Genomic DNA, 13106 nt, shown 5'->3' on the forward strand with positions numbered 1-13106 from the left:
GACGGCGGCTACGCTCTGGCGGTGCTGGTGATCCAGGGCATCGTCATCGGCCTGTTCGGCGGCCCCGCGGTGCCGGCGGCCTGAAGGAACGGATTGACGATCCGCAGGCGGCCGGCGATCAGCTGGCCGTGCTGCCGTCCTTGCTGCGAGAGTTTGCTTCCTCGCGGTCGAACTTGAAAATCGGCCGGCATCGAGCCGCCGAAAATCTCACGCAACCTCTTGATAGCCGTCTGCCTCCCTTCGAGGCTGAGAGGGAGTTCAGACTTACGAGCCTTGTTCTCGCTCATGTAACCTCGTCAAAAGTCCGCCGTCAGGCCCTTGATTTCCCAGTCGCCGTAGCGGGCCGGGTCGAGCCCGCCGCGGCCGCCTTTTTCGCGTTTGCCGGCGGCAGCCTTTTCGTCGATTTCGGCGCGGCGTGCCGCGGCTTCGTCGAGCGCGCGCTGCGCGGCGGGGCTGAGCGGGGGCTTGGCTTGTGGGGTGTCGTCCATAAGATTACCGTTTCGACATGGTCCTTGTGGGGAACCCCACGCCATCCCATGTTCTTTTCAGTTCAGACGCTCACGAGGTACAAGACTTAACGGCAATGCTCAACTTCCTCCGCACTTCGGTCCTGCTCGCTGTCCTCACCGCCATCTTCATGGCGGTCGGTTACTTCGTCGGCGGCACCGGCGGCATGTGGATCGCTTTCATCATTGCTGCGCTCACCAACCTGTTCGCCTACTGGAACTCGGACAAGATGGTGCTGCGGATGCAGAACGCCGTCGAAGTCGACCCGCGCACCCAGCCCGACCTCCACAATACCGTCGCGGCCCTGGCCCAGCGGGCCGGCATCCCGATGCCGAAGCTCTATGTCATCAACACCGAGCAGCCCAACGCCTTCGCCACCGGCCGGAACCCGCAGAACGCCGCGGTGGCCGTCTCGGCCGGGCTGCTGCGTTACCTCGAGCCGCGTGAAGTCGCGGCGGTGGTGGCGCATGAACTGGCCCATATCCGCAGCCGCGACACGCTGACCATGACGATGACCGCCACCATTGCCGGCGCCATCTCGATGCTGGCGCAGTTCGGCCTGTTCTTCGGCGGCGGCAACTCGCGCGACAACCCGCTCGGCCCGATCGGCGTGCTGATCGCGGTGATCGTGGCTCCCATCGCCGCGGCTCTGGTGCAGATGGCAGTGAGCCGTACCCGCGAATATGAGGCCGACAAGGACGGCGCCGAGATCTCCGACGACCCGCTGGCGCTTGCTTCGGCGCTCAACAAGATCAGCCAGCTGGCGCAGCGCACGGTCAATGTGCCGGCCGAGCGCAACCCGGCGCAGGCTCACATGTACATCTTCAACCCGCTCAATGGGCAGCGCATGGATAACCTGTTCTCGACCCACCCCAATGTCGAGAATCGTATCGCCCAGCTGCAGCGCATCGCCGGCGAAATGCAGGTCGACCGCACCGGTCGCCGCCCCGCACCGCAGCCGGCGACCGGCGATAACATCCCCCGCAATACCGGCGGTGGCTGGCGCGTCCCCTCGACAGGCTCGAGCGAGAATGGCAATAGCTCGCGCGGACCCTGGGGCTGAGCTCGTTGAAGAAACAGAAACACCCGCCTGGACTGAAGCTGAGGCTGCTCGCAGCCGAACGGCTCGATCAGGTACTCAAGGGGGCGAACTTCGCCCCTTTTTCGCAATCGGAGATCGAGGACGGTCGCGACCGCGCGCTGGCCAACCGGCTGGTGACGGTGTCGTTGCGTCGCCACGGCCAGCTCAACCTGATGATCGCGCGCTTCCTCGACCGCGGCATCCCGAAGAAATCCGGACCGTTCGAGGCGATCCTCAGGCTCAGCCTCGCCCACCTGGTGTTCCTGCCCGAATTGGGCGACCACAGCGCCATCTTCCTTGCTGTCGAAGCCAGCAAGCGCGACACCCGCAGCCAGCATCTCTCGAAGTTGATGAACGCCGTGCTGCGCCGCGCCCAGGGCGAGGCGCATGCCCTGCGCCACCTGCCCTACCAGGCGCTGTTCCCCGAAACGCTCGGGCCGCTGTGGCGCGACACCTATGGCGAGGATGCGCTCGAGGATTTTGCCGGCGCCCTGCTCGACGGCGCGCCGCTCGACCTGACGCTCAAGGCGGTTGAACCGCAATTGATCGACGAGCTCGGCGCCGCGCCGCTGCTCGCCGATACCGTCCGCATCGACGAGCGCGACCGTCCGGTCGAGGCGCTCCCCGGCTTCGAGACCGGCCGCTGGTGGGTGCAGGATGCTGCCGCCGCCATTCCGGCGCGCTTGCTGAAGCTCGCCCCCGGCACCCGCGTGCTCGATCTCTGTGCTGCGCCGGGCGGCAAGACCGCCCAGTTGGTCAATGCCGGCTATGCCGTCACCGCCATCGACAACGAGCCCGACCGCGTCGCCCGCATGTCGCAGAACTTTGCGCGCCTCGCCATGTCGCCCGAGATCGTCACCGCCGATGCGCTGGCCTGGGAACCGGCTCAGAAGTTCGACGGCATCCTGCTCGATGCGCCCTGCTCGGCCACCGGCACCTTTCGCCGGCATCCCGAGGTGATCTGGCACCGCAGCACGGCGGACATCGCCGGGCGGGTCGCCCTTCAGCGCCGGTTCATCGAGCGCGCCCTAGGGTGGCTCACTCCCGGTGGCGTGCTGGTTTACTGCGTCTGCTCGCTGGAACCCGGCGAGGGCGAGGAGCAGGCCCGCTGGCTCGCTGCCCGTGATGACGTCGTGGCCGATTCCGTTGGCGCCGACGAACTGCCCGGCCTCCCCGAGGCCATCACCCCAGAGGGATTCGTCCGCACCCACCCCGGCATGCTGGTTCCTGGGGAAAAGGGCGGCACCCTCGACGGGTTCTTCGTTGCGCGCTTCCGGCGCCGCTAGGATAGTGTCACCCGCTATTGGCAAGTCGCCCGCGCGGGCCTATCAGAGCCCGCCGGCCAAACGTATGTGAGGACGTAGACTTGGCACATTCGCTGCGTTTCCTCGCACGCCGCACCATGCTGTCCGCGGCCGATCACATCGTCACCAATCCGCTGATCCGCTGGACCTGGACCGGCCCGAGCAACGACGACCTGATCGGCGCCCTCGCCGAGTTCCGCCCCACCGACCGCGAAACCATCCTCGAGATGATGCAGGGCCGCTACCTGCTGGCGTCGAAGCTGGTCGACACCCACGGCGTCTCGCCATTCTCGCTCGAGGTCGATCACGACGACTGGCAGGACGACCTGCAGGCCTTTGCCTGGCTTCGCCATTTCCGCGATGCGCGTACCGACGAGGAGCGGCGCTTCGCCCGCACCATGACGCTCGACTGGATCGGGCGCGAGGGCCATTTCAACCGCGACAGCTGGGGGCCGGCGCTCACTGCGCGCCGCGTGCTCAACTGGCTGCGCCACTACAACCTGCTGGTCGAGGGCGCCTCGCCCGAGCAGACCCAGCAGATCGCCCGCTCGCTCTCCACCCAGATCTCGTCCCTGAAAATCCGCGCCCTGCTGGCAACCGATCCGGTGGATGCGCTGCTGGTCGCCATCGCCCTGGTCGGCGTCGCACTCTGCTCCGACCGTTCCAACGCCGAGGTCGAAGCGCGGGTTCGCCACGTACTCAACCTCGTCGACACCCAGATCGACGAGGATGGGCTGCACCGCACCCGCTCGGCCAAGATCCAGATTCAGCTCCTGATCGAGCTCATCACCATCAAGCTGGCGCTGCGACGCGATCACGAGCAGGCCTCGCGCGACCTCGAAGAGCTGACCGAGAGCATGCATCGGGCGCTCGACGCCATCTCGCTTGGCACCGGCGAGCCCGCCTATTTCAACGGCACCGGCCAGATGCCGCACGATCTGATCGTCGCGATCCAGGCGCAAAGCGCGGCTCGTGCCCGCCAGACCGGCACCGCCGGCGGCTATGGCCGCCTGATCGCCGGCCGCTCCATCGTCGTCGCCGATTCCGGGCTCGTCGCCGATCCTGAGTTCACCGCCCACGCCCATGCCAGCGCCATGGCCTTCGAGTTCAGCCATGGCCGCGACCTGGTGGTCTGCAATTGCGGGCCGGCCCCGTCCGATTATGACGACGCGCTGCTGTTCCGGCAGGGCATCGCCCATTCCGCGCCCACCATCAACGCCCAGTCCGCGGCGGCGATCGCGCCGTCCGGACCGCTGGCCGGACGCCTGATCCAGCTCGGCCGCCCCAGTGAAATCGAGGCGCGCAGCGCCGACGCCACGCTGATCATCACCTCGCACGGCTATGCCGAGCGCTTCGGCGTCACCCTCGAGCGGCATCTGACACTGCTCGCCGAGGGCAAGACTCTGGTCGGGCAGGATCGCTTCGTGCGCCACCGCAGCCGCGTCTCCGGCGCTGCTGCCATCCGCTTCCACCTCGCCCACCAGACCGAGGTGCAACTGACCGACGACCTCGTCCGGCTGCGCCTCAACTCTGGCGCCGTCTGGACTTTTCTGTGGGAAGGGGCCGAGATGCGGGTGGAGGACAGCGTGCGCCAATCCGCCTATTTCGGCTTCCACCGCACCAAGCAGCTGGTGCTCGACACCCTGGTCTCTGACGCCAGCGAAGTCAGCTGGATTTTTACGCTCGAAGAGAACTGACCGGCCATCTTTCCAAGCTCGGCCGTTTCTGCAATAAGGCCCCCGTTCGCGCGACTGGCGAGAAGAGATGGGCCACCATCGGGGAACGCGAACGTCAGCTGCCGCTCGCCTGGGCCCCCTTAACCCCTGACGGAGCCCTCATGTCCAACGCCATCATTCCCATCAAGCGCGCCCTTCTCAGTGTGTTCGACAAGACCGGGATGGCTGATTTCGCCAAGGGGCTGGCGGAGCTCGGGGTCGAGCTGGTGTCGACCGGCGGCACCCACAAGCTGATCGCCGGAACCGGCGCCGCGGTGCGCGACATCTCCGATCTCACCGGCTTCCCCGAGATGATGGATGGCCGGGTGAAGACCCTGCACCCCAAGGTGCATGGCGGCCTGCTCTCGGTGCGCGACAACCCTACTCACAAAGCCTCGATGGACGAGCACCAGATCGGCGCCATCGATCTCGTGGTGGTCAACCTCTACCCGTTCGAGGAAACCATCGCCAAGGGCGCGTCCTACGACGAGACCATCGAGAACATCGATATCGGCGGCCCGGCGATGATCCGCTCGGCGGCCAAGAACCACGCCTATGTCACCGTCATCGTCGACCCATCAGACTATGACGCCGTGCTCGAGCACATCCGCACTTCGGGTGGCGTGCCGTATGAGCTGCGCCAGCGGCTGGCCGCCAAGGCCTATGCCCGCACCGCTGCCTACGACTCGGTGATTTCAGGCTGGTTTGCCAACACCCTCGGCTATGCCGAAATGCCCTACCGCTCCTTTGCCGGCCACCTGAAGGAAGTGATGCGCTACGGCGAGAACCCACACCAGTGGGCCGCCTTCTACACCACCGGCGAACAGCGCCCAGGCGTCGCCACCGCGCGCCAGGTGCAGGGCAAGGCGCTGAGCTACAACAACCTCAACGACACCGACGCCGCCTTCGAGCTGGTCTCGGAATTCGACCCGGCCGTTCCCGCCGTCGCCATCATCAAGCACGCCAACCCCTGCGGCTTCGCCATCGGCAAGACGCTGATCGAGGCCTACCAGCTGGCCCACCGCACCGACCCCGTCAGTGCCTTCGGCGGCATCGTGGCGCTGAACCAGACCATTGACGGGCCGACCGCCACCGAGATCGTCAAGGTGTTCACCGAGGTGATCGTCTCCCCCGACGCCACCGAGGAAGCGATCCGCATCATTGCCGCCAAGAAAAACCTCCGCCTGCTGCTCACCGGCGCACTTGCCGATCCCAAGTCACCGGGCCTGACGGTCAAGTCGCTCGCCGGCGGCCTCTTGGTGCAGGGCCGAGACGACCGTAATGTCGACGACACCGAGTTCAAGGTGGTGACCAAAAAGCAGCCGACCGAAGCCGAGCTGCGCGACCTGAAGATCGCCATGAAGGTCGCCAAGCACGTCAAGTCGAATGCCATCATCTACGTCAGGGACGGCGCTACCGTCGGCATCGGCGCCGGCCAGATGAGCCGGCTCGATTCGAGCCGTGTCGCCCACCGCAAGGCCATCGACGCCGCCGAAGCTGCCGGCCTCGAGGGCGCGCTCACCGCAAACTCGGTGGTGGCGTCGGACGCCTTCTTCCCCTTCCCCGACGGCATGCTGGCGGCGGTCGAAGCCGGCGCCACCGCGGTGATCCAGCCCGGCGGTTCGATGAACGACCAGGCAGTGATCGACGCGGCGGACGCCGCCGGCATCGCCATGATCATGACCGGGATGCGCCACTTTCGGCACTAGCGCGGCCGGAAGACCTTCAGACCGAGTAGCTGCTCGAAGTGATCGAAGTCGCGATCTTGGTGCAGCAGGTGGTGCCCATGCAGCATGCAGAAACTCGCGATGATCAGGTCGGTGGTCTTTCGCACGCTGATGCCGCTGCGGCGCAGCCCACGGCAGTTGCGCGCCGCAGCTAGCGCTACGGCATCGTCAAGCATGGGCACCATGCCATACTATCGCGCCTTCAACTTGCTCGCGCCAAATCCCCGAGCAAGCCCGCCGCCACGCTCAAACGCGACACCGTCATCTCGCCTTCGGTCAACCCCTGCACGGCCTCGGCCACCCGGCCGATCGCCTCGGGCTGTGCCGCGCGCCACGCCTTGAGCCGGGTGTCCACCGCGCCACTATTGGTGGCGAGCGCATCGGCGGTGAGGTCTCGCTGCGCCCGCAGCAGGTTGGCCAGCGCCCGGTCGAGCGCCATGCGATCGAACTTGTCGGCCAAGACGATCGCACTGCCTTCATCGATCACTCGCCCGAGCTTGAACGTATCGAGCACCCCGAAGAAGGCGATCGCGGTATCCGCCACTGGCGTCCGGGTCCGTTCCGCTACCAGGACGATATCCGTGCCGAGCGACAATACCGGCAGCTCGGCGAAACGCCGTGCCATGTCTCGGCTGACGCCTGCCGTTTCAAGCCGTGCTGTCCGCTCGCCGATCGTCGTCTCGAAGTAGCTGCCGACCAGCCCGCCGATCATCGAGCGTACCTGTGCGATGCCATCCTGATAGCGATCGACCAAAGGGCGTAGACCATGATCGAACCGGCCGTTCCGCAGGAACCACAGCGTTTCGCGCTTCAGCAGCGCCTGCACCTCGGCGTAGAGCGTCAGCTGGGTCTTGCCCGGCACGGCACCGTCGAGCCCGTCGATGTCGCGGTTGAGTTCGGGCGTGCCATAGACATCGCGCGCCGCCGCATAGGCCGCCGCCACCTGCCCCGCATCGGCGCTCGATGCCGTCATCATCTCGTTGACGAAGCCCGGCCCGCCGCGATTGATCATGGCGTTACTGAGCACCGTGGCGATCACCTCCCGGCGCAGCCGGTGGTTGGTAACCGTGTCTTCGAACGTCTCGATCAGCCGGTCGGGGAAATAGCGATAGAGTTCGCGCCCCAGATAGGGATCGTCGGGCACGCCGGTCTTTGAGAGGTCCGCATTGGCGACGTTCTTGGCATAGGCCAGCAGCACCGCCAATTCCGGCCGGGTCAGCCCCTTGCCGCCCTGAGCGCGATGCCGCAGCGCCGCATTGTCGGGCAAAAACTCCACTGCCCGGTGCAACTCGCCCGAGGCTTCGAGCGCCTCGATCAGCGCCACGTGTTCGGGAAACGCTGCGAGCCCGCGGGCTTCCTCGACGCTCAGCGCCAGCGTCTGCAGGTAGTTGTTCTTGAGGCACAGCGCCGCGACCTCGTCGGTCATCGAGGCGAGGAACTCGTTGCGCACCTGCGTCGTCAGTTGTCCGGTCCGGGTCAGCGCACCGAGCGCGATCTTGATGTTCACCTCGAGGTCCGACGAGTTCACCCCCGCCGAGTTGTCGATCGCATCGGTGTTGATCCGCCCGCCTTTCAGCGCGTACTCGACCCGGCCGAGCTGCGTCACCCCGAGGTTAGCGCCCTCGCCCACCACCAGCGCCCCGATCTCGCCGCCGGTGATGCGCACCGCATCGTTCGCCTTGTCGCCGGCCTGCGCCTCGGTTTCGCCGCTGGCCCGTACATAGGTGCCGATGCCGCCGAACCAGAGCAGATCGACCTGCGCCTTGAGGATGGCGCGGATGACGTCGTTGGGCGTGACCGCGTCGGAGTTGAGCCCCAGCGCCTTGCGCGCTTCGGCGAACAGCGGCACCGTCTTGACGCTGCGCGGATAGACCCCGCCGCCCTTACTCAGCAGTTCCGGGTTGTAGTCCTGCCAGCTCGAACGCGGCAGCTCGAACAATCGCCGCCGCTCGGCGAGGCTGACCGTCGGATCGGGATCCGGGTCGATGAAGATGTCGCGATGGTCGAACGCCGCGATCAGCCGCGTCTGAGGCGACAGCAGCATGGCGTTGCCGAACACGTCGCCGCTCATGTCGCCGACACCAACCACGGTGAATGGCGTTGCCTGGATGTCACGGTCGAGTTCGCGGAAATGCCGCTTCACCGCCTCCCAGCCGCCCCGCGCCGTGATCCCCATCTTCTTGTGGTCGTAGCCGGCCGAGCCGCCCGAAGCGAAGGCGTCGCCCAGCCAGAAGTCGCGATCCACCGCGATGGCGTTGGCGGTATCGGAAAAGCTCGCCGTGCCCTTGTCGGCCGCCACCACCAGGTACGGGTCGTCGCCATCGCGCCGGATCACGTCGGGCGGCGGCACCACGACGTCGAGCTCGAGGTTGTCGGTGACATCGAGCAGCGTCGAAACGAAGATCTTGTAGCAGACCGTCCCTTCGCGCAGCTGTGTCTCGCGGTCGGCTCCGAGCGGCGTCTGCTTGGGCACGAACGCGCCCTTCGCTCCCACCGGCACGATGATGGCGTTCTTCACCTGCTGCGCCTTGACCAGCCCCAGCACCTCGGTGCGGAAATCCTCCGGCCGGTCCGACCAGCGCAAGCCGCCGCGGGCGATCGGCCCGAAGCGCAGGTGCAGCCCCTCGACGCGCGGCGAGTAGACGAAAATCTCGCGATAGGGTCTGGGCTCCGGTAACGCCTCGACCTTCGCACAGTCGAATTTCAGCGCCAGCGCCGGCCGCCGCGCCCCGGACTGGTCGCGCTGATAGGCATTGGTGCGCACCACCGCCTCGGTGAGGTTGAGATAGCGCCTCAAAATTCGGTCCTCGTCGAGCGAGGTGGTGGCCTCGACCGCCGCTGCGATGGTGTTGTGTGCCTCCGCGGTGACGCGCTTGCGGTCACCAGTGAAGTGCGGATCGTTCTCGGCATGGAACAGCATGACCAGCGCCGCCGACACATCGGCGTGACGCGCCATCACCGTGTTGAGGTAATCGCGTGAATAGGGAATGCCGACCTGCTTGAGGTAGCGGGTCAGCGCCCTCAGCACTTCGACATCGTCCCAGCTCAAGCCGGCCTTCAGCGTCAGCTGGTTGAGCCCGTCACTCTCTGCCTCGCGCCGCCACACCGCGAGGATGGCGGTCTCGATCTTCTCGCCCAGCGCTCGGTCGCCGAGATCGAGCCCGTCGTCGGTCTCGAGCAGCATGTCGTGCACATAGGTCTCGGCGCCGTGCAGCGGCTTGACCGTAAAAGTGTCCTCATCGATCACCCGGAAGCCGAAATTCTCCAGCATCGGCACCCGGTCGCTGAGCGCGATCGGGCTACCCTGATGGTAAACCTTGAGCCCCATGGCGCTGCGGCCTTCGCGCCCGCCGAGCCTGAGCGCAATCGCCCGCTCGTCCGGCAGCAGCCGGATCACCGCGATGTCGCCGAGCGCCGCTTCGGCCGAATGCACCGCCTGGTAGTCGGGCGGGAAGGCCTCGAGATAGTCGGCAATGGCCGCAGAATCGGGCGCGGCGGCAACCAGCCGGTCGCCGAAGGTGCGGATGCGCTCCGCCACCCCCTGCTCCAGCTCGTCGCGGCTCGGTGTCGGCGTCACCCCGCCATTGCGCCCGATGATGAAATGCACCCGGACCAGCTCGCCCTCGGGGAAGCTCGGGTAGAACGCCGAAACCCGCCCTTCGTAGACTTCGGCAAGGTAGCTGCCGATCACCGCCCGCACATCGGAATCGTAGCGGTCGCGCGGCACGAACACGAGCACCGAGACGAAGTTGTCGAAGCGGTCGATGCGGCTCAGCACCCGCACCCGCGGCCGGTCGACGAGGCTCGCGATAATGGTGGCGAACTCATGGAGCTGCGGCTCGAAAATCTGAAACAGCTCGTCGCGCGGGAAAGTGTCGAGCGCATTCATCAGCGCCTTGCCGGCATGGCTCTGCGGATCCTGCCCGGCCTCGCGCAGCACCTCGGTAATCTTCTTCCTGATCAGCGGCACGTCGGTGTTTGGCGTTGCCAAAGACATCGAGGTGAAGAGCCCGAGGATGCGCAGCTCGCCCGAGATGGCGCCCTCGCGATCGTAGAGCTTCACCCCGACATAATCCATGTAGGCGCGCCGATGTACCCGCGAGCGGATATTGGCCTTGGTGACCATGATCGGCGCCGGCTCTTCGAGGAAGGCGAAGTGCTGCTCCGTCATCTCGACATAGTTGGGACCGGAGCGCAGGAACAACACGTTCGGGTCTTCCAGTATGCCCAGCCCGCTGTCGTGCACCGGCACGAGCTTCGCCGGCATGGCGACGCCGTCGACCGCCTGTGTCGGCTCGAGCCTGTATTCGCGCATGCCGAGGAAAGTGAAATTGTGCTCGGCCAGCCAGCCGAGGAAATGCATGGCTTCGGCGACCTGCGCCGGCGGCGCCTTGGGCGCGTGGGCGTGCCAATCCGCCATCGCCTTCTTCACCCGCGCCAGCATCGGCCGCCAGCCGGCGACGGCCCGGCCTACATCAGTCAGCGTGTCGTCGATCTCGCCCTTCAGTGCCTCGCGCACCGCAATATCTGCGAGCGGCTCGATCTCGATGTGAAGGAAACTCTCGAGCCGGCTCCCCGGCGTCGGCACATCCAGCACCCGGTAGGTCGCGGGGTCGAACTGCAGCACTGGATGGGTGATGAAGCGGATTACCCCGCCACGCGCGCGGATTGCCGCGAGCACGCTGTCGACGATGAACGGCATGTCGGCCGAGAACACCTCGACGATCTCGAGCCCGCCCGGCTGCTCCGGCGGCACCACGTAGACATTGTGGCTCGCCAGCTCGCGCTTCCCCAGCCGACCGTAGGATTTGCGGAACGTCGCCTCCAGCGCCTCGGCTTGATAGATTGCCAGGTCTTCGGGGTCCGTCGCCTCGGCCACTGCCTTGAGGAAGCGCGCGAAACTCGGCTCCGACGACTGGTAGCCCTCTGCCCGCGCGATCAGTTTCGCACGCGTATCGACAGCCGCCGCCTCGTTCATCGCCTGACTCCCGTCCCCCTACAGCGTTTTCAGGAAAAGTTGCAGACTTTTCCGGTTCGAAAGCGCGACAAAATCAAAGCCTGAGAGCGGTTCAACGAAACGGTTAAACGCTCCAGAGCCGAACTCTGCGTCCGGCCGCCTCTGTTGTCGAGTGGCCACAACACAAGACGATGACGGTAAGACCTTGTGAGCATCCCGCTGCCATAGTCGATCGGTTCTTCCTCGACGGCCCGCCATGACCAACGCCTCCTCCGATCTCCGCGCCCTGCTGCGCACCGGCCTCAGCCGGTCGCTGGCATCGCTGCTGATCAAGGTTGCGACGGCCGGGCTGACCTACCTGATGTACGTGGTGCTCTCGCGCACCATGGGCGCCGCCGAGTACGGCTACTTCGCCTTCGGACTGAGCCTTGCCACCATCCTCGCTATTGGCGCCTCGATGGGCCAGCAGACCGCCATCCTCCGTTACTGGCCGGAGGAGGAGGTGGCCGGTCGCCACGACCAGGCGCTGTCGGCACTCCGCTCAGGCGGCGCTCTGACCCTCATCGCCGGTCTGGTCCTCACGGCCCTCACCATCGCCGGAGCCGCCACTGCGGGATTGGTCGCCGGAGCCACCTGGCATCTTTATGCCGCCGCTGCATTGATCCTGCCGATGGCCTTCGCCGAGTACTGGTCGTCGGCATTGCGGGCCCAGGGCTCGGTATGGACGGCGCTGGCGCCGCGCGACCTGCTCTGGCGGGTGCTGACACCGCTCGCCATCGTCGCATTGTTCGCGCTTGGCGCACCGCTCGCCGGCTGGCAGGCGCTGCTGCTGACATCGGCGCTGCTGGCCGTGGCGCTGGCGTTGCAATATGCCCTCGCCCGTTCCCGCCGTTATGAGATCGCGCCGGGTTTTTCGACGCTTCGCCCCTATTGGCGCGAACACGGCACGGCGAGCCGCTGGTTCCTCATCGGCACGGTGATCGATTCCGCCGCGCTCAACATGGACACCATCTTCATTGGCCTCTTGGTCACCGCCGAGGCCGCCGGCATCTACTTCAATGCGTTTCGGACAGCGGGCCTCCTCACCCTGTTCATGTTCGCCATCACCCTGGTGGTGGCGCCGATGGTGTCGCGGCACTACCACGCCGGCGAAATGAAGCAGGCGCAGGCGATCACGGCTTTGTGCGCCTGGGCCGGTTTCGCCTTTTCGCTGGTGGTGTTCCTCGGCTACCTGGTCTTCGGCAACCAGATCCTGGCCCTGTTCGGCGATCACTCGACCGCCGGCTACTGGGTACTGATCCTGCTCAGCATTGGCCTCCTCTTCGATGCCGCCACCGGACCCTCGCGCATCGTCATGATGATGACCGGGCACGAGCGCGACTATGTGCGGATCTGGGGCGCCATCATGCTGGTGGGTCTGTTGCTCGAACTCATGGTGATCCCGCTTTTCGGGCTGATCGGCGCCGCCGCGGTGAACGCCCTGTCGCGCGCCGTGGCGCAACTGGCTATTGCTCGCTGGAACCGCCGCCATATCGGCATCGACACCACGCTGCTCGGCGCCTTCCGGGTGCGCGGCCTGTCCGAGGCACCCCAACGCATGGCACCCTTGTAACCCCGGCGCGCTCTGCCAACCTTGACCTGACATGTGAGCGGGGCTTAGAACCCCCCGTTACTCCTTAACCCCCGAGTGGAACCTCCAGCAAAAATGGCCGGCAGAACTCTGTACGATAAGATCTGGGACGATCACCTTGTTTCCAACAACGAGGATGGGACCAGCCTTATTTACATTGATCGCCACCTGGTCCACGAGGTGAC

9 protein-coding genes and 1 riboswitch are annotated in these 13106 nt (G+C 66.2%); of the genes, 5 read left to right on the forward strand and 4 right to left on the reverse strand.

Annotated elements, in window-relative coordinates; translation table 11 throughout:
* Positions 1-8: 8 nt before the first annotated feature.
* Together VGV07_RS21995 and VGV07_RS22000 are read right to left on the reverse strand one after the other, a co-directional pair.
* Positions 9-287 (reverse strand): hypothetical protein, encoded by a 279-nt coding sequence (locus VGV07_RS21995; protein ID WP_326870878.1) that lies wholly within the window; start codon positions 285-287, stop codon positions 9-11.
* 9 nt (positions 288-296) lie between these two features.
* Positions 297-488, reverse strand: a complete 192-nt coding sequence (locus VGV07_RS22000; RefSeq protein WP_326870879.1) for a DUF1674 domain-containing protein — start codon at positions 486-488, stop codon at positions 297-299.
* A 95-nt stretch (positions 489-583) separates the two neighbouring features.
* Here VGV07_RS22000 and htpX point away from each other — a divergent pair, with 95 nt between their 5' ends.
* From htpX to purH, 4 genes are all read left to right on the forward strand, one after another.
* Positions 584-1570 carry a zinc metalloprotease HtpX gene (gene htpX / locus VGV07_RS22005; protein ID WP_326870880.1) on the forward strand — a complete coding sequence of 329 codons (987 nt, stop codon included), beginning with the start codon at positions 584-586 and terminating at the stop codon, positions 1568-1570.
* Positions 1571-1575: 5 nt separating this feature from the next.
* A complete protein-coding gene (locus tag VGV07_RS22010; RefSeq protein ID WP_326870881.1) occupies positions 1576-2874 on the forward strand; it encodes an RsmB/NOP family class I SAM-dependent RNA methyltransferase in 1299 nt (432 codons plus the stop codon).
* A gap of 80 nt (positions 2875-2954) precedes the next feature.
* The gene (locus VGV07_RS22015; RefSeq protein ID WP_326870882.1) at positions 2955-4589 is read left to right on the forward strand and encodes a heparinase II/III family protein; all 1635 of its coding nucleotides are present in this window, start codon (positions 2955-2957) and stop codon (positions 4587-4589) included.
* 40 nt (positions 4590-4629) lie between these two features.
* Positions 4630-4711, forward strand: a riboswitch (ZMP/ZTP riboswitch).
* A gap of 18 nt (positions 4712-4729) precedes the next feature.
* The gene (purH, locus tag VGV07_RS22020) at positions 4730-6316 is read left to right on the forward strand and encodes a bifunctional phosphoribosylaminoimidazolecarboxamide formyltransferase/IMP cyclohydrolase (protein ID WP_326870883.1); all 1587 of its coding nucleotides are present in this window, start codon (positions 4730-4732) and stop codon (positions 6314-6316) included.
* On the opposite strand, the gene VGV07_RS22025 is transcribed toward purH, so the two are convergent.
* A complete protein-coding gene (locus tag VGV07_RS22025; RefSeq protein ID WP_326870884.1) occupies positions 6313-6519 on the reverse strand; it encodes a hypothetical protein in 207 nt (68 codons plus the stop codon). The two genes, purH and VGV07_RS22025, sit on opposite strands and share 4 nt — an antisense overlap.
* A 17-nt stretch (positions 6520-6536) precedes the next feature.
* Positions 6537-11312: an NAD-glutamate dehydrogenase gene (locus VGV07_RS22030; protein ID WP_326870885.1), complete on the reverse strand. Its 4776-nt coding sequence runs from the start codon at positions 11310-11312 to the stop codon at positions 6537-6539.
* Between the two features lie 235 nt (positions 11313-11547).
* Here VGV07_RS22030 and VGV07_RS22035 point away from each other — a divergent pair, with 235 nt between their 5' ends.
* A complete protein-coding gene (locus VGV07_RS22035; protein WP_326870886.1) occupies positions 11548-12903 on the forward strand; it encodes a lipopolysaccharide biosynthesis protein in 1356 nt (451 codons plus the stop codon).
* The last annotated feature ends 203 nt before the right edge of the window (positions 12904-13106 follow it).

This window comes from Devosia sp. (assembly GCF_035944845.1).
Lineage (GTDB): Bacteria > Pseudomonadota > Alphaproteobacteria > Rhizobiales > Devosiaceae > Devosia_A.

What these genes read in the sequence shown, in the direction of transcription:
- VGV07_RS21995 (WP_326870878.1), bottom strand. Translation starts at nt 287, where the DNA reads ATGAGCGAGAACAAGGCTCGTAAGTCTGAACTCCCTCTCAGCCTCGAA.
- VGV07_RS22000 (WP_326870879.1), bottom strand. Translation starts at nt 488, where the DNA reads ATGGACGACACCCCACAAGCCAAGCCCCCGCTCAGCCCCGCCGCGCAG.
- htpX (WP_326870880.1), top strand. Translation starts at nt 584, where the DNA reads ATGCTCAACTTCCTCCGCACTTCGGTCCTGCTCGCTGTCCTCACCGCC.
- purH (WP_326870883.1), top strand. Translation starts at nt 4,730, where the DNA reads ATGTCCAACGCCATCATTCCCATCAAGCGCGCCCTTCTCAGTGTGTTC.
- VGV07_RS22025 (WP_326870884.1), bottom strand. Translation starts at nt 6,519, where the DNA reads ATGGTGCCCATGCTTGACGATGCCGTAGCGCTAGCTGCGGCGCGCAAC.
- VGV07_RS22030 (WP_326870885.1), bottom strand. Translation starts at nt 11,312, where the DNA reads ATGAACGAGGCGGCGGCTGTCGATACGCGTGCGAAACTGATCGCGCGG.
- VGV07_RS22035 (WP_326870886.1), top strand. Translation starts at nt 11,548, where the DNA reads ATGACCAACGCCTCCTCCGATCTCCGCGCCCTGCTGCGCACCGGCCTC.